Origin of the sequence: Telluria aromaticivorans, from assembly GCF_013003915.1 — a bacterium.
Taxonomy (GTDB): Bacteria; Pseudomonadota; Gammaproteobacteria; order Burkholderiales; family Burkholderiaceae_D; genus Telluria; species Telluria aromaticivorans.
The window spans coordinates 516,951-532,385 of record NZ_JABAIV010000002.1 but is presented as its reverse complement, the minus strand read 5'-3'; the positions used below and the strand labels follow the sequence as shown (position 1 = coordinate 532,385).

Genomic DNA, 15,435 nt, shown 5'->3' with positions numbered 1-15,435 from the left:
GGCTTACTCTTCAGCCTTCTTCACACGGCGGATCACTTTTTTCACTGGCGCTGCGTCGGCGGGTGCCGCAGCGGCCTTGGCCACGCGCTTCGGCGGCTTGGCCTTGGTTGCTTCGACGGCGGCGATCTCGGTCTTGCTTGGCGCGACCTTGATGGTCTTGCCGACCGGGGCCTTCTTGGCGGCCGGCTTCTTGGCGGCGGAAGTACCAGCGGCTGCACTCGTCTTCGGCACTGCCGAAGCCCGCTTCGCGGCAGGCTTGCGCTCGCGGATCGGCTTGACTTCCGGCTGCTCCTGGGTGGCCGCCAGGTGCTTCGACTTGGCTTTCGGTTCGGCCGCTTCGGCTTCGGCCGTCGACTTGCGCTTGGCCGCGCCCAGCTTGACCGGCTTCTCGCCCCAGATTTCTTCCAGGCGGTAGTACTGGCGGATGGCAGGCTGCATGATGTGGACGATCATGTCGCCCAGGTCGACCAGCACCCATTCGCCGGTGTCTTCGCCTTCCATGCCGACCACGTCGCCACCGGCAGCCTTGACCTTGTCGCGCACCGAAGCGGCCAGCGCCTTGGTCTGGCGGTTCGAGGTACCCGAGACGACGGCGATGCGGTCGAACAGGCTGGTCAGGTGCATCGTGTCGAACACGGCGATTTCCTGGCCTTTGACGTCTTCGAGTGCGTCGACGACGAGGGTTTGTAGTTTCTTGATATCCATTAGCTTTTATATAAGTTATGTTGTTGAATATAGTCTAGCACTTGCGAGGGAAGGCGCGCGCTTATGTCGGCGCCCGTTTTCATCCCCATGCGCAAGGCGTTTCTAACTTGTGTGGCGGAAATATCTACCGCCAATGTCTTTGCGAGGCACACCTTGCCGTATGGGGCAGTGCGTACTTCCGCGGGCGTCGCCAGACGCTGCGAAAGTTCCTGTGCCACCGCTGGAGGCAATTTGTCCTGGTCCAGGTCATAACCCGGGCGTGCAGCCACGCCGAGGTTGCACAGCGCGAACAGCTCATGCCAGTCGCGCCAGGTGTCGAGCTTTTGCAGCTGGTCGGCTCCCATCAGGAAGACGATCGAGGCTGCTGCGCCAAGCTCGGCACGCAATCCGCGCAGGGTGTCGACGGTATACGTCGCGCTGCCGCGTTCGATCTCCTGCAAGTCGATGGTCACGCTGGTCCTCGATCCCGCGAACGGCTGCCCGCCAAACGCCAGTTCGAGCATGGCAATGCGCTGGGCGTCGCTTGCGTGCAGGGCGCTTTTCTGCCACGGCCTGGCCGGCAGGATGCGTAGTTCGTCCGGCTCGAGCAGCTCGGCGAACAGCGCCGCCATGGCGACGTGGCCGTGGTGTACCGGGTCAAAACTACCGCCCAACAGGGCGACGCAACATGTCACGGCGCCAGCCAGTCCCGGTGCACGAGGAAGTCGCTGTACAGCGCAGCCTCGGGACTGCCCGGTTCCGGATGCCAGTCGTAGCGCCATTTCACGACCGGCGGCATCGACATCAGGATCGCCTCGGTGCGCCCGCCCGACTGCAGGCCGAACAGGGTGCCGCGGTCCCATACCAGGTTGAACTCGACATAGCGTCCGCGCCGATAGGCCTGGAAGTCGCGTTCGCGTTCGCCGTAAGGCAGGTCCTTGCGGCGCTGGAGGATCGGCAGGTAGGCATCCAGGAAGCCATTGCCGACGCTCTGCAGCATCGCGAACGAAGCGTCGAAACCCGCTTCGTTGAAGTCGTCGAAGAAGATCCCGCCTACGCCGCGCGGCTCCTTGCGGTGCTTCAGGTAGAAATACTCGTCGCACCACTTCTTGAAGCGTGGATGCAGGTCCTGGCCGTACGGCGCCAGCGCGTCATGGCAAACCTGGTGGAAGTGGCGCGCATCTTCCTGGTTGCCGTAGTAGGGCGTCAGGTCCATGCCGCCGCCGAACCACCAGACCGGATCCTTGCCCTCCGCAGTCGCCTCGAAAAAGCGCACGTTCATGTGCACGGTCGGCGCATACGGATTGCGCGGGTGCAGTACCAGCGACACGCCCATCGCTTCCCAGGCACGGCCGGCCAGCTCCGGACGCGCGGCCGCAGCCGACGGCGGCAGGCTGGCGCCGGTGACGTGCGAGAAGTTCACGCCGCCGCGCTCGAACACATTGCCTTCTTCAATCAGGCGCGAGATGCCGCCACCGCCTTCAGGGCGTTCCCAGGTATCGCGCAGGAAGGGCTTGCCGTCGATGTCTTCGAGGGCCTGCACGATGCGGGACTGGAGATCGAGCAGCCAGGCTTTGACGGCGATAGGATCGGGGGCGGACATGCGTTCGGGGTGGTGTCGGGGAAAAGGAAGGGGCAGATTGTACACCTGCGGGGGTGTTCTTATTATTGTGGTGAACATAACGCTCGTCGAGCGCGGTGTTCTGGCTGTTGCAACGAGGGTGAGGCTGGCGTTGCGCTACGAACTTGGAGTGACCAATGCCAGTGGCATTGGTCACGCCTTCGCGGGAATGACGTTGTTTTAGGACCCGACAGATATAAGCTGGCGATGCTTGTATTGTTAGCTTTAAAACCGTCGTTCCCGCGAAGGCGGGAACCCAATTCTTTAAAAGTACCGCTAACGTCCACGCGGCCGTCAGCGGAACATTACTTCACTTCACCCCACGCCACCCAATATCGCGCCGGTACTGCGCGCCATTGAAGTGGATCTTCTCCACCGTTTCATAGGCCTGCTTCTGCGCCATCTTGACGCTGTCGCCCAGCCCCACGACGCACAGCACGCGGCCGCCGTTCGATTGCAGGGTGCCGCCGGCCTGCGTGGTGCCGGCGTGGAAGGTCACGCATTCCGGCGTCTCGGCCGGGATCCCGACGATGGTGTCGCCCTTGCGCGGGCTGTCAGGGTAGCCGGCAGCGGCCATCACGACGCCCACCGCGGTGCGGCGGTCCCATTCCAGTTCGACTGCATCGAGCGTGCCGCTGCAGGCATGGTCGAGTACCGTCAGCAGGTCGCTCTTCAAGCGCGCCATGATCGGCTGGGTTTCCGGGTCGCCCATGCGGCAGTTGAATTCGAGCGTGCGCGGGTTGCCCTCGGCATCGATCATCAGGCCGGCATACAGGAAGCCGGTGAAGACGATGCCGTCCTTCGCCATGCCCTGGATGGTCGGGTTGATGATCTCGCGCATCACGCGCGCATGCATCGACGGCGTGACGATCGGGGCAGGGGAATAGGCGCCCATGCCGCCGGTATTCGGGCCGGCATCGGCGTCCAGCAGGCGCTTGTGGTCCTGGCTGGTGGCCAGCGCCAGCACGTTCTTGCCGTCGCACATGACGATGAAGCTGGCTTCTTCGCCGGCCAGGAATTCCTCGATCACGATGCGCGCGCCGGCGTCGCCGAAGGCGTTATCGGACAGCATGTGGTCGACCGCGGCATGCGCTTCATCCAGGGACATCGCGACCACCACGCCCTTGCCGGCGGCCAGGCCGTCGGCCTTGATCACGATCGGTGCGCCGTTGGCGTCGATGTACGTGTGCGCGGCGGCGGCGTCGGAAAAGCTCTGGTACTTCGCGGTCGGGATGCCATGGCGCTCCATGAAGGCCTTGGCGAAGTCTTTCGAGCTTTCGAGTTGCGCGGCTTCGCGCGTCGGTCCGAAGATCTTCAGGCCGCGCGAGCGGAACAAATTGACGATGCCGGCGGCAAGTGGCGCTTCCGGCCCCACCAGGGTCAGGGCAATGCCTTCGGCCACCACGAAGTCGGCCAGCGCGGCCGGTTCGGTAATATCAATGTTCACCAGGCGCGGGTCGAGCGCGGTGCCGCCATTGCCCGGTGCGACGAAGATGGTCTGGACGCGTTCCGATTGGGCCAGCTTCCAGGACAGGGCGTGTTCACGGCCGCCAGAGCCGACTACGAGGATTTTCATACGGGCGAATTCCAGCTTGGTTTTACAGCTTATTCTTCAATGACGGCGTTGGTGAAGACTTCCTGGACGTCGTCCAGGTTCTCCAGCGCGTCGAGGAGTTTCTGCATCTTGAGGGCGTCGTCGCCCGTGAAGACGGTTTCGGTTGCAGGCTTCATGATGACTTCCGCCACCTCGGCCTTGAAACCGGCAGCTTCCAGCGCTTCTTTCACGCTGGAGAAGGCGAACGGGTCGCACAGTACTTCGAAACCGCCTTCCTCGTCCTGCACCACGTCGTCGGCGCCGGCTTCGAGGGCCGATTCCATCAGCTTGTCCTCATCCACGCCCGGCGCGAACAGGAACTGGCCGGTGTGCTGGAACATGAAGGCGACCGAACCTTCGGTGCCCATGTTGCCGCCGTTTTTGCTGAAGGCGTGGCGCACTTCGGCCACGGTGCGTACGCGGTTGTCGGTCATGCAGTCGACGATGATCGCCGCGCCGCCAATGCCATAGCCTTCGTAGCGCACTTCTTCGTAGTTCACGCCTTCGAGCTCGCCCGAACCGCGCTGGACCGCGCGGCTGACGTTATCCTTCGGCATATTGGCGTCAGCGGCCTTCTCGACCGCCAGGCGCAGGCGCGGGTTGGAAGCAATGTCGCTCCCGCCCATGCGTGCGGCCACGGTGATTTCCTTGATCAGGCGCGTCCAGATCTTGCCGCGCTTGGCATCGGTGGCAGCTTTCTTATGCTTGATGTTGGCCCATTTGCTGTGTCCAGCCATGTCGAAAATTCCTTAGACGATATTGCAAGAGTGGCCGACATTCTAACATAGGGCCCTCCTGCAAAATCGTCTCCCGATGCCACAGCGACAGCACGAAAAGCTCAGGGGAACATCCTCCACGTGCCCCATGCCACGAGCACCAGCCCGGACACCCAGCCCGCCAGCGAGCCCTCCTTCAGCCGCAGTTCCGACAGCATCAGCAGGCCGACGGCCGCCACCACGCCCGGGTCGCCCGGGCCACCCGCGAGGGGCAGCAGGAGCAGCAGCCAGCAGCAGCCCAGGCAGATGCGCCCGTGTTCCGCACCCTGCCACAGCGCGCCCGCCATGCCGCCGCGCCACTCGGCCAGCACGCCCGGCAGCGGCGTGCGGCAATAGTCCAGGCATTCGTGCTTGGCCGGGGTCCACTGGTAGACGCCGGCGGCGACCATGGCCAGCCCGGCGCCGGCCGGATGCCGCACCGCCAGCGTGGCATCGAGCATGCCTGCGTCGTGCAGGGTCCAGTGGATGAGCGTGACCAGCGCCGCGAAGCCGCACCACGCCAGCAGGCAGCCGCCCGCATACAGTGCGGCAGCAAGGCGCGGCCAGCGCAGTGCTTGGCAGTCTTCGGCAAGGCGGGCATACACGAAGACCGCGCCGGCGGCGGCAGGCAGCATCAGCCCCACGCACAGCCCGGTCCACATCGCGAACACCAGCACCAGCTGCCCGGCGCGCAGCGGGGCAGGCGAGGAGCCGATGAAGTCGCGCAGGGCGCCGCCCGGGGACGGATGCATGCCCTGGAAAGCGAACCATGCCCAGCAGGCGCATACCAGCAGCGTGAGCCAGGCCAGCACCAGCGCGGCCTGCGGGCCCGGGCGCTCAGTGACGACGAACAGGCTCATCGCGAACCTCCACCGCGCCTGCGCTGCCGCACCGGCCGCCGTTCCGCCGCGGGCGCGGGGAGCCGGGAGTCGGTCAGGTCGGTGCTCGGCTCAATATTCCACTTTGCCATCGGGGTCGTCATGCGATCTCTCCTCGTTGTGATTGCTGTGCGATGTTCGACAGCCTGCCGGCGCCGCCGTTCTCCGGCCCCCTCCAGCCTGCCTCCAGCAAACACGGCTGTTCGCTCGTACAATCGTCGGATGAAACCAAGTGCCACCGCCGACGCTGCTGCTCCTTTACCACGCGCGGCCCTCCTCGCCGGATTGTCGATCGCCATCGGTGGCGCCATCCTGTTCTCTACGAAGGCCGTAGTCGCCAAACTGCTGTATCGCTACCACATCGATGCAGTTACTTTGATCGCGTTCAGGATGTTGTTCTCGTTTCCGGTGTTTGCCGCGGTGGCGCTCTGGAAGATGCGGACCCAGCCGCCACTGGACAGCCGCGACCGCTGGCGCATCGCCGGGCTGGGCCTGCTCGGCTATTACCTGTCGAGCTACCTCGACTTCCTGGGCCTGCAGCACATCTCCGTCGGGCTCGAGCGGCTGATCCTGTTCCTGACCCCGACCTTCGTCCTGCTCGCCAACGTGGCGATCTTCAAGCGGCGCGTCAAGCCGATGGAATGGGCGGCGCTGGGACTGGCCTACTGCGGCATCGTGCTGGTGTTCGTGCACGACCTGGCCGGAGGCTCGGGCAGCACCATCCTCGGCTCGCTGCTGGTGCTGGGCTCGGCCGTCGCCTACGCCCTCTACCTGCTCGGCACCGGCGAGATGGTGCGCCGCATCGGCTCGCTGCGGCTGGTGGCCTACGCCATGTGCGTGTCGAGTGTGGCGTGCATCGCCCAGTTCTTCCTGCTGCGGCCCGCCAGCATGCTGGTGCAGTCGCCGGAGGTATACTGGTTGTCCCTCGTGAATGGGGTATTCTGTACGATCTTTCCCGTGTTCATGACCATGGCCGCGGTGCAGCGCATCGGCGCCGCGACCGCCTCGCAGGCCGGGATGATCGGCCCGGTCTCCACGCTCTTCCTCGGCGCGCTGATCCTCGGCGAGCCGGTCACTAGCGTGCAGCTGGCCGGCACCGGCCTCGTGCTCGTGGGGATCTACCTGCTCTCGCTCAAAAAATGACTTCTGCAACCCCACTCCTGGAGAAACCATTGGTGAAGCCACGCCTTGCACTCATCGCGCACGACAAGAAGAAGGACGACATGATCACGCTCGCGGGCGAATACCTTGACTTCCTCAAGGGCTGCACGCTGTCGGCCACCGGCACCACCGGCGGGCGCCTGATCAACGAGCTGGGACTGGCGGTCGACCGCAAGCACTCCGGCCCGGTGGGCGGCGACCTGCAGATTGGCGCGATGCTGGTCGAAGGCGGGATCGATTGCGTGATCTTCCTGCGCGACCCGATGACGCCGCAGCCGCACGAACCCGATATCAATGCCCTGGTGCGCGCCTGCGACGTGCACAACATCCCGTGCGCGACCAATGTCTCGACCGCGCGCCTGGTGCTGTCGCAGCTGGCTGCATCGAACCAAGCCTGAAGGAGTCACACATGATGGTAAAAGCAATCCGCATTGCCGCCACCGGAGGTCCGGAGGTGCTGGAGTATGTCGATGTCGAAGTCGGCGAACCGGGGCCGGGCGAGGCGCGCGTGCGCCACCATGCGATCGGCCTGAATTTCATCGATACCTATTTCCGCAGCGGCCTGTACCCGCTGGCGCTGCCGTCCGGCCTGGGCCAGGAAGCGGCCGGCGTGGTCGAGGCGGTGGGCGAGGGCGTAACCCACGTGGCGCCGGGCGACCGCGTGGTATATGCAGGCGGCCCGGCGGGCGCCTACGGCCAGGCACGCGTCATGCCTGCCCACGTGCTGGTGCGCCTGCCAGACGCGATCTCGTTCGAGACCGGCGCCGCCATGATGCTGCAGGGGCTGACGGTCCAGTACCTGTTCACCAGCACGTACAAGCTGCAGCCGGGCCAGACCATCCTGTTCCATGCGGCCGGGGGCGGCGTCGGGCTGATCGCCTGCCAGTGGGCGCGTGCGCTCGGCGTCAACCTGATCGGCACCGTGGGCTCGGAAGAAAAAGCGGCGCTGGCCAGGGCGCACGGCGCCGCCCACGTCATCAACTACAACACTGAAGACGTCGTGCAGCGCGTGCTGGAAATCACTGGCGGCGCCAAGGTGCCGGTGGTGTACGACTCGGTCGGCAAGGACACCTTCATCCGCTCGCTCGACTGCCTGCAGCCACGCGGCCTGATGGTCAGCTTCGGAAATGCCTCCGGCGCGGTGCCGCCGTTCGCATTGAGCGAACTGGCTTCGCGCGGCTCGCTCTACATCACGCGCCCGACGCTGTTCGCGTATGCCGCCAAGCGCCCGGACCTGGAAGCGATGGCGCTTGAGCTGTTCGGGATGGTGGAGAGCGGCAAGGTGAAGATCGACGTCAACCAGACCTTTGCGCTGGCCGATGCTGCCGAGGCGCACCGCGCGCTGGAAGGCCGCCGCACGACCGGTTCCACGGTGCTGCTGCCATGAGGGATACCGACGACCACCGCCCGGCGCCCAGCCCGGGGCCGGAAGGCGACGGCACGCCGAAGTTCGGGCGCCTGCTGATCGTGCTGGTGCTGGCGGTTTTGCTGGTGGTGGCGATTACGATTGGGTCCGAGGCTTACTTCACCTGATGTCGACCTAGGCTGGGGCTACCTTCATGAGAATTGACGCTCATCGTAGGGTGGGCGGGGTAATTTCGGGCAATGCCCGAAATTACGAACGCCCACGCGTTCAGATCACGGCGCTGCTGCCCGCGCGGCTTTTCTTCCACTGGTTGAACGCGTGGGCAAGGAACTTGCCCACCCTGCGGGTCACTGGCGGAGCGTACTCCACGGTCATAAAAAAATGGGACCTCGCGGCCCCATTTTTCCCGAACTGACTAACAATCAACCATTCTGCTGCTTCAACTCCACCCGCCGTGCCACCCCCGACGGCCCCGGAAAACCTTCGAAGGCACTCTGCACCAGGGCCGGCATCACCGCCGGCGTCGACATCTGCCGGCTGGTGTTGTGCACGGTGACGTCGAACAGGCGCTTGCCGTCTGCCGCCTTGATGCCAACCTGCAGCTCGCGGCGGTACTGGTGCTCGACCGAGACCTGGTAGGCCGGGCTCCAGAACGGATCGTGGACGGGGCTGTACCAGCCACCCCAATACGGATTGTGGAAGCCCCGGTAGCGGCCGCGGTAGGAATAGCGCAGCGGGTGCACCATCGGATGGTAGAACGGCGACATCATCGGTTCGATCACGCGCACCGGCACGTCGGTGGTGACGAAGCGCATCGATACCGACAGCGCCGGCTTGCCCTGGTCGGCGTCGCGGAAACCGAGGCGCGCCAGCTGGCCGCGCACCAGGTCCTGGTAGGCGCGCCATTCCAGCGTGTCGTCCTGCATCGGCGGTGCTTCGAATACGTAGGTCTTGTCGTCGATCTGCGCGGGCCACTGGTGGAAGGTGGTCACATCGCTGCGGATCGTGGTGGCGCAGCCGGCCAGCAGCAGCGCGCTGGCCGCCACGGCGGCGGTCATCAGGCGTTTCATTACTCTCTCCCTGGTCAATACGGACTTGTGCGAGCGTCTAGCGTAGGACTCCTTCCACATTCTCGCAGAATAATTTACTCGCGGTTACTAGGCGTACATTCCGATACATATGCCAAATGGTGCGGGCGCCGGAAAATCTTGTTGGTAAAATAAGCACTTCAACTTCTGTCTTAGCGGACCCTCCCTATGCGCACCGATACGCCCCAGACGATTTACCGGAGTGACTACACTCCGCCGAGCTACCTGGTGGACACCGTGGAACTCGGTTTCGACCTCGACCCCACGCGCACCGTCGTGGCCAACCGGCTGACCCTGCGCCGCAACCCGGACAGCGCCCAGCGCGAGATCGAGCTCTACGGCGAAGACATCGAACTGGTGGCGCTGCGCCTGAATGGCCGGCTATTGCAGGAGGGAGACTACGCGGTCAACGGCTCCCTGCTCACGATCCCGAACACGCCGGAAGAAGCCACGCTCGAGATCGAAACGCTGTGCGTGCCCGAGCAGAACACCACGCTGAGCGGCCTGTACACGTCGAACGGAAATTTCTTCACCCAGTGCGAGGCCGAGGGTTTCCGCCGCATCACCTATTTCCCGGACCGCCCCGACGTGATGGCGACCTACACGGTGATGTTGCGTGCCAACAAGGAGCGCTATCCGGTGCTGCTGTCCAACGGCAATTTGCTGGAAGAGGGCGACCTCGCAGATGGCCGCCACTACGCCAAATGGGAAGACCCGTTCAAGAAGCCGTCCTACCTGTTCGCCCTGGTCGCCGCACAGCTGGTCTGCCAGGAAGAGACCTTCCGCCTTGCAGACGGGCGCGACGCGCTGCTGCAGGTGTGGGTCGAAGAGGGCAACCTCGACAAGACCGACTATGCGATGCAGTCGCTCAAGCACAGCATCCGCTGGGACGAAGAGCGCTACGGGCTCGAGCTCGACCTCGACCGCTTCATGATCGTCGCCACCAGCGACTTCAACATGGGCGCGATGGAAAACAAGGGCCTGAACATCTTCAACACCAAGTTCGTGCTGGCCAACCCGCGTGTGGCGACCGACATCGATTTCCAGGGCATCGAGGCGGTGGTGGCGCACGAATACTTCCATAACTGGACCGGCAACCGCGTGACCTGCCGCGACTGGTTCCAGCTGTCGCTGAAAGAAGGCCTGACGGTCTTCCGCGACCAGGAATTCACCTCGGACATGATCGGCACCGAGCTAGGGCGCGCCGTCACCCGCATCGACCAGGTGCGCACGCTGCGCCAGGCCCAGTTCCCCGAGGATGCCGGCCCGATGGCCCACCCGGTGCGCCCGGACTCGTTCGTCGAGATCAACAACTTCTATACCGTCACCGTCTACGAAAAAGGCGCCGAAGTCGTGCGCATGTACCAGACCCTGCTGGGACGTGAAGGCTTCCGCAAGGGCATGGACCTGTATTTCGAGCGCCATGACGAGCAGGCCGTCACCTGCGACGACTTCCGCCTGGCGATGGCCGATGCGGGCGGGCGCGATTTTACCCAGTTCGAACGCTGGTACAGCCAGGCAGGCACCCCGCAGCTGCGCTTCGAAACCCGCTATGACGAAGCGGCGCAGACCTATGACATCACGCTGTTCCAGAGCTGCCCGGCCACTCCCGGCCAGCCGACCAAGCTGCCCTTCCACATCCCGGTCGCGGTCGGCCTGCTCGATCGCGCAGGGCGCGACATGCCGCTCACCGTGGACGGCAAGGACATGGGCACCACGGCCGTGCTCGAGCTGCTGGAAGAACGGCAGACCTTCGTCTTCACCGGCGTGACCGAACAGCCGGTGGCGTCGGTGCTGCGCGACTTTTCGGCGCCCGTGATCCTGCAGGGCGGCTATACCGACGCCGACCTGCTGCACCTGTTCAACCACGACAGCGACCCGGTCAACCGCTGGGAGGCCGGCCAGCGCCTGGCGATGGGCCGCCTGCTCAAGCTCACCGGCGAAACGGCGGTGGACGCGAAACTCAGCCTCGACGACACCTTCATCGAGGCGATGCGCCGGATGCTGGTCGACGAATCGCTCGACCCGGCCTTCCGCGAACAGGCCTTGCTGCTGCCATCGGAAACCATGATCGCCGAGCAGCTGTCGGAGGTCGACCCGCTGTCCGTGCACGTGGCGCGCCAATTCATGCGCGCCAATATCGGGGCAGCCCTGCGCACCGAGCTGATGGCGCAGTACCAGGCCAACCTGACGCCCGGACCGTACAGCCCGGACGCCGCATCCGCCGGCAAGCGCGCCCTGAAGAACCTGGCGCTGTCCTACCTGAACGCCGCGCCGGACGAGGAAACCATCGCGCTGGCGGCGCGCCAGTGCGTTGATGCCGACAACATGACCGACCGCGCCGCCGCGCTCAGCACCCTGATCCATGCGCGCGCGCCGGAAGCCGAGGCCGAGCTGGCCCGCTTCTACGACGAATTCCAGGGCGAGGCGCTGGTGGTGGACAAATGGTTCGCCATGCAGGCCTCGGCCCCGACCACCGACATCGCCAAGGTGCGCGAGCTGATGCGCCACCCGGCCTTCAACCTGCGCAACCCGAACCGCGCCCGCAGCCTGGTCGCGAACTATTGCATGAACAATGCGGTGCAGTTCCATGCCCCGAATGGCAGCGGCTACCTGTTCTGGGCCGAGCACGTGACATTGCTCGACGGGCTCAACCCCCAGGTTGCCGCCCGCCTGGCACGCGCGATGGACCGCTGGCGCCGTTTCACCCCGAGCCTGCAGGTGCACATGAAGACCGCGCTGCAGCAGGTCGCGGGGCAGCAGCGCCTGTCGAACGACGTACGCGAAGTGGTCACCAAGGCGCTCGCAAATTAACAATAACCCGTAGGGTGGGCGGGTTTCCCGCCCGCGCGTTCAACCAGATCATGCCGAGCCACAACGCATGTTTGGATTGAACGCGCGGGCGGCGAAGCCGCCCACCCTACAACATCCAAACCAAAGGGAATTCATGAAACGCGTCAGCCTCACCCAATACCTGGTCGAAGAACAACGCCAGCACCAGACCATCAATGCCGAGCTGCGCCTCCTGATCGAGGTCGTCGCCCGTGCCTGCAAGCGCATCAGCTATTCGGTCAGCAAGGGCGCGCTCGGCGAAGTGCTGGGCAGCGCCGACACCGAAAACATCCAGGGCGAAGTGCAGAAAAAGCTCGACGTGATCTCGAACGAAATCCTGCTTGAGGCGAACGAGTGGGGCGGCCACCTGGCGGCCATGGCATCGGAAGAGATGGAAACCATCCGCCAGATCCCGAGCCGCTATCCGAAGGGCGAATTCCTGCTGCTGTTCGACCCGCTCGACGGCTCCTCGAACATCGACGTCAACGTCTCGATCGGCACCATCTTCTCCGTGCTGAAGGCGCCGGAAGGCATGGCCGAACCGACCGAGCAGGACTTCCTGCAGCCGGGCACCCAGCAGGTGGCGGCAGGTTACGCCGTGTACGGCCCGCAAACCATGCTGGTACTCACCACCGGCAACGGCGTGCACTGCTTCACGCTCGACCGCGAGATGGGTTCCTGGGTGCTGACCGAGAGCAACATGATGATCCCGGAAACCACCAAGGAGTTCGCCATCAACATGTCGAACAAGCGGCACTGGCACCCGCCGGTGCAGCGCTACGTGGACGAGATGCTGCTCGGCACCACCGGCCCGCGCGGCAAGGACTTCAACATGCGCTGGATCGCCTCGATGGTCGCCGACGTGCACCGCATCCTGAACCGCGGCGGCGTCTTCATGTACCCGGCCGACATGCGCGACCCTGCGTCGCCGGGCAAGCTGCGCCTGATGTACGAAGCCAACCCGATGGCGATGATCGTCGAACAGGCCGGCGGCGCCGCCACCGACGGCCGTGGCCGCATCATGGAGATCCCGCCGACCAAGCTGCACCAGCGCGTGCCGGTGTTCCTGGGCTCGAAATCGGAAGTGGAGCTGGTCACCGCCTACCACGACGAATAATGACTTTGTAGCAATTCTGGAGCGAATTGCCGAGTCGGACTAGCAAGTGTGCTGGGTTGTTTGCTAGAATACGGTTCTTCGTCGGGTTCGCCCACGTAGAGCCGCTGTAGCTCAGTCGGTAGAGCAGCGCATTCGTAATGCGAAGGTCACCAGTTCGATTCCGGTCAGCGGCACCAAGTTTGAATACCTAAACCCTTCCAAGTCATTGATTTGGTTGGGATTTAGTTAGAGTCCCTAGCACGAGTGGTATCACAAATGGGTATCACACCCGTATCACTCATGCTGACACATGCCCCTATTTTCCCTCTCCCCAATCGTGTCCCTCAAGCTGAAACACATCTGGAAGAAGCCCAACAGTTCCCTTCTGTACTACCGCCGCCGCATCCCTGAGGACCTCAAGCCCTTGCTGGAAGCAGCGGGTTCCGAGTGGGCAGGTAAATCGCAAATCGTAATTAGCCTTCAAACCTCCGACCCCAAGACCGCAGCGCCCAAGATTGTCAAGCTGACCGCACAGCATGACAAGGAATGGGAAGAGTTGCGCAATCCGTCCAAGGTCGGGACGCTGGCACAGGCAGAGACGTTACTTCGGAATAGAGGTATTGACCCTGCTGCACCCAATGAGGACGAACAGGCGCTAAGCCATTTTTTCGACATTGTTGAGGACAGTCTGCCCCGTAGGGTAAAGGACAACTTGCAAGAAGCCTATGAACAGGATTACGCGACTAGTCCCAAGCGGGATATTGATCTGCATCTATCCCCTGTGGTGGCTACGGCGCTGCAAATCGTCCAAGGACGCCGGGAATTTACCCTGAGCGATTGTCTTGACCAGTACGTTACTTCGCGCTCTGAGAAGGCCGCTAAGACGGCAAAGATTGCCTTTGGCTACCTGAGGGACTTCTTCAAGGAAGATCGCGGGCTTGCTTCAATCCGTCGCCAAGACGTGAATGACTTCGTGAAATGGCTGCTTGCTGGTGAACACAATAAAGACGGTAAGACGATCACGACGACGACCGTTGCCCGTTACTTGAACAGCATCATTGCTGCGGTTGGCCGCGCTATCAAGGAAAACGAACTCGACATCAAGAACCAGTTTTCCAGCGTTGAGATTCCCAATGCCGGTAAGGATGCTCAAGAGCGTCTTCCTTTTGAATTATCACAGTTAAAGACCCTGCATCGCGTAGTGGATGAGTGGGTCTCTGCTAAAGGTTGGGACCAGCCCCGCTGTATTATCACGGTTTTGGCCGAAACCGGCTGTAGGTTGGCAGAAGTCACGGGCTTGGCATCAGCCGATGTTCATCTGGATACCGAACCCCCTTATATTGACCTCATGGAACACCCTTGGCGCTCATTGAAGAATGACAAAGCAAGCGTTCGCAAGGTTCCGTTGACGCCTAGGGCAATTGAGGCTATCAAAGCCGCTCAGGGGCTGTCTAAAGGTTCCAAGTTCCTGTTTCCTCGGTACACGACGGTAGACAAATGCAACATTAATACGGTCTCAGCTACCTTGATTAAGTGGCTTCGTAGTCGTAATGGCTTTGAAAACGCAAAGGTGGATAATCATAGCCTGCGTCATTCGATGAAAGACCGTTTGCGGGCCGTCCAGTGCCCTGATTCCATTCAGGACCAAATCCTTGGTCATACGACGCGTGGGGTTGGCGCTGGATACGGGCAAGGGTATCCGTTGGCAGTATTAGCTGAGTGGGTCAAAAAGGCCATGGCCGCTGTATGGGCATAGGATGACAGTAATCTGCCATGCCTAATGTATTGCGTACCTGGTGCTGAATTGCGAAACAGTTATCCCTGTGCAAAAGCAGCCGCATCAGGAAGCCGTATACGCTGCTTTCAGGCTCAACCCTTAGGTTGTATACACCTGCTCCTGAAAACACCTTGCAGGGGCTGTACGGCCCTCCTAGGGGCATTCATACCGAAGCCACACACGCGTATGAGTTGAGGCACTCCAAAATGCACTAGGAAGCCGCATACGGCGTTTTCAGGCTTCACCTGTGGGTTGTTGCCCTTCACCACTTAAAACGCCCCTACGGCCTTCTACGGCCTCCCTAAGGGGTTCTGTCGTTCCCGCTGTAGGGGAGAAAAAAACACCAATCAGGATCATTGCACCTGACTGGTTAGGGAGACCATACGCCCCCAATAAAGGGGAGACTATCTACCCCTACAGGGAAGACCATCATCCCTATAGATACCTTTGGATAGCCTAAGTCGGCATAGGTAGGCTGTAAGTACAAATCATAGGAGAAAGACCATTAGGTTTTTTCCTTTTGGATTGCACTACAGGGGATACTTAGGCATCATTAGTTGTCTTTAGGTTATCTCTAGTATCC

The 15,435-nt window shown here is 62.8% G+C and carries 14 protein-coding genes and 1 tRNA gene; 8 read left to right on the top strand and 7 right to left on the bottom strand.

Annotation, left to right across the window (positions count from 1 at the left end):
• Nucleotides 1-3: 3 nt before the first annotated feature.
• The 6 genes from rsfS to HGB41_RS07770 form a co-directional block, all read right to left on the bottom strand.
• Nucleotides 4-705: a ribosome silencing factor gene (gene rsfS, locus HGB41_RS07795; protein WP_171082862.1), complete on the bottom strand. Its 702-nt coding sequence runs from the start codon at nt 703-705 to the stop codon at nt 4-6.
• Nucleotides 705-1,379 (bottom strand): nicotinate-nucleotide adenylyltransferase, encoded by a 675-nt coding sequence (locus HGB41_RS07790; RefSeq protein WP_371868478.1) that lies wholly within the window; start codon nt 1,377-1,379, stop codon nt 705-707. The genes rsfS and HGB41_RS07790 overlap by 1 nt, the downstream gene beginning before the upstream one ends.
• Nucleotides 1,376-2,287: an oxygen-dependent coproporphyrinogen oxidase gene (gene hemF / locus HGB41_RS07785; RefSeq protein ID WP_171082858.1), complete on the bottom strand. Its 912-nt coding sequence runs from the start codon at nt 2,285-2,287 to the stop codon at nt 1,376-1,378. Before hemF ends, HGB41_RS07790 begins: the two co-directional genes overlap by 4 nt.
• Nucleotides 2,288-2,615: 328 nt before the next feature.
• On the bottom strand, nt 2,616-3,881 hold the full coding sequence (gene purD, locus HGB41_RS07780) for a phosphoribosylamine--glycine ligase (RefSeq protein ID WP_171082856.1): 1,266 nt from the start codon (nt 3,879-3,881) through the stop codon (nt 2,616-2,618).
• A 29-nt stretch (nt 3,882-3,910) separates the two neighbouring features.
• Nucleotides 3,911-4,636 (bottom strand): YebC/PmpR family DNA-binding transcriptional regulator, encoded by a 726-nt coding sequence (locus HGB41_RS07775; RefSeq protein WP_171082854.1) that lies wholly within the window; start codon nt 4,634-4,636, stop codon nt 3,911-3,913.
• Nucleotides 4,637-4,737: 101 nt separating this feature from the next.
• Nucleotides 4,738-5,514, bottom strand: coding sequence for a DUF2182 domain-containing protein (locus HGB41_RS07770; protein ID WP_171082852.1), 777 nt, complete (start codon nt 5,512-5,514; stop codon nt 4,738-4,740).
• 240 nt (nt 5,515-5,754) lie between these two features.
• Between HGB41_RS07770 and HGB41_RS07765 the strand changes: the two genes are divergently transcribed.
• From HGB41_RS07765 to HGB41_RS07750, 4 genes are read left to right on the top strand one after another with little or no spacing between them, the layout of a single operon-like run.
• Nucleotides 5,755-6,675 (top strand): DMT family transporter, encoded by a 921-nt coding sequence (locus HGB41_RS07765; RefSeq protein ID WP_171082850.1) that lies wholly within the window; start codon nt 5,755-5,757, stop codon nt 6,673-6,675.
• Between the two features lie 32 nt (nt 6,676-6,707).
• Entirely contained in the window at nt 6,708-7,091 is a 384-nt protein-coding gene (locus HGB41_RS07760) for a methylglyoxal synthase (RefSeq protein WP_171082848.1), read from the top strand.
• 14 nt (nt 7,092-7,105) lie between these two features.
• Nucleotides 7,106-8,080 carry a quinone oxidoreductase family protein gene (locus HGB41_RS07755; protein WP_171083488.1) on the top strand — a complete coding sequence of 325 codons (975 nt, stop codon included), beginning with the start codon at nt 7,106-7,108 and terminating at the stop codon, nt 8,078-8,080.
• A complete protein-coding gene (locus HGB41_RS07750) occupies nt 8,077-8,226 on the top strand; it encodes a hypothetical protein (RefSeq protein ID WP_171082846.1) in 150 nt (49 codons plus the stop codon). The genes HGB41_RS07755 and HGB41_RS07750 overlap by 4 nt, the downstream gene beginning before the upstream one ends.
• 255 nt (nt 8,227-8,481) lie before the next feature.
• Here the strand turns inward: HGB41_RS07750 and HGB41_RS07745 are convergent, their stop codons facing one another.
• Entirely contained in the window at nt 8,482-9,129 is a 648-nt protein-coding gene (locus tag HGB41_RS07745) for a DUF4136 domain-containing protein (RefSeq protein ID WP_171082844.1), read from the bottom strand.
• A 186-nt stretch (nt 9,130-9,315) separates the two neighbouring features.
• Here HGB41_RS07745 and pepN point away from each other — a divergent pair, with 186 nt between their 5' ends.
• The 4 genes from pepN (at nt 9,316) to HGB41_RS07725 (ending at nt 14,831) form a co-directional block, all read left to right on the top strand.
• Entirely contained in the window at nt 9,316-11,961 is a 2,646-nt protein-coding gene (pepN, locus tag HGB41_RS07740; RefSeq protein ID WP_171082843.1) for an aminopeptidase N, read from the top strand.
• 133 nt (nt 11,962-12,094) lie between these two features.
• On the top strand, nt 12,095-13,096 hold the full coding sequence (locus HGB41_RS07735; RefSeq protein WP_171082840.1) for a class 1 fructose-bisphosphatase: 1,002 nt from the start codon (nt 12,095-12,097) through the stop codon (nt 13,094-13,096).
• A gap of 100 nt (nt 13,097-13,196) precedes the next feature.
• Nucleotides 13,197-13,272: transfer RNA gene (locus HGB41_RS07730), tRNA-Thr, on the top strand.
• A 113-nt stretch (nt 13,273-13,385) separates the two neighbouring features.
• Nucleotides 13,386-14,831 carry a site-specific integrase gene (locus tag HGB41_RS07725; protein WP_171082838.1) on the top strand — a complete coding sequence of 482 codons (1,446 nt, stop codon included), beginning with the start codon at nt 13,386-13,388 and terminating at the stop codon, nt 14,829-14,831.
• Nucleotides 14,832-15,435: the final 604 nt, after the last annotated feature.

Excerpts from the sequence above, each read along its gene's own strand:
- rsfS (WP_171082862.1), bottom strand. The coding sequence starts at position 705 with ATGGATATCAAGAAACTACAAACCCTCGTCGTCGACGCACTCGAAGAC.
- hemF (WP_171082858.1), bottom strand. The coding sequence starts at position 2,287 with ATGTCCGCCCCCGATCCTATCGCCGTCAAAGCCTGGCTGCTCGATCTC.
- purD (WP_171082856.1), bottom strand. The coding sequence starts at position 3,881 with ATGAAAATCCTCGTAGTCGGCTCTGGCGGCCGTGAACACGCCCTGTCC.
- HGB41_RS07775 (WP_171082854.1), bottom strand. The coding sequence starts at position 4,636 with ATGGCTGGACACAGCAAATGGGCCAACATCAAGCATAAGAAAGCTGCC.
- HGB41_RS07770 (WP_171082852.1), bottom strand. The coding sequence starts at position 5,514 with ATGAGCCTGTTCGTCGTCACTGAGCGCCCGGGCCCGCAGGCCGCGCTG.
- HGB41_RS07765 (WP_171082850.1), top strand. The coding sequence starts at position 5,755 with ATGAAACCAAGTGCCACCGCCGACGCTGCTGCTCCTTTACCACGCGCG.
- HGB41_RS07755 (WP_171083488.1), top strand. The coding sequence starts at position 7,106 with ATGGTAAAAGCAATCCGCATTGCCGCCACCGGAGGTCCGGAGGTGCTG.
- HGB41_RS07750 (WP_171082846.1), top strand. The coding sequence starts at position 8,077 with ATGAGGGATACCGACGACCACCGCCCGGCGCCCAGCCCGGGGCCGGAA.
- HGB41_RS07745 (WP_171082844.1), bottom strand. The coding sequence starts at position 9,129 with ATGAAACGCCTGATGACCGCCGCCGTGGCGGCCAGCGCGCTGCTGCTG.
- pepN (WP_171082843.1), top strand. The coding sequence starts at position 9,316 with ATGCGCACCGATACGCCCCAGACGATTTACCGGAGTGACTACACTCCG.
- HGB41_RS07735 (WP_171082840.1), top strand. The coding sequence starts at position 12,095 with ATGAAACGCGTCAGCCTCACCCAATACCTGGTCGAAGAACAACGCCAG.
- HGB41_RS07725 (WP_171082838.1), top strand. The coding sequence starts at position 13,386 with ATGCCCCTATTTTCCCTCTCCCCAATCGTGTCCCTCAAGCTGAAACAC.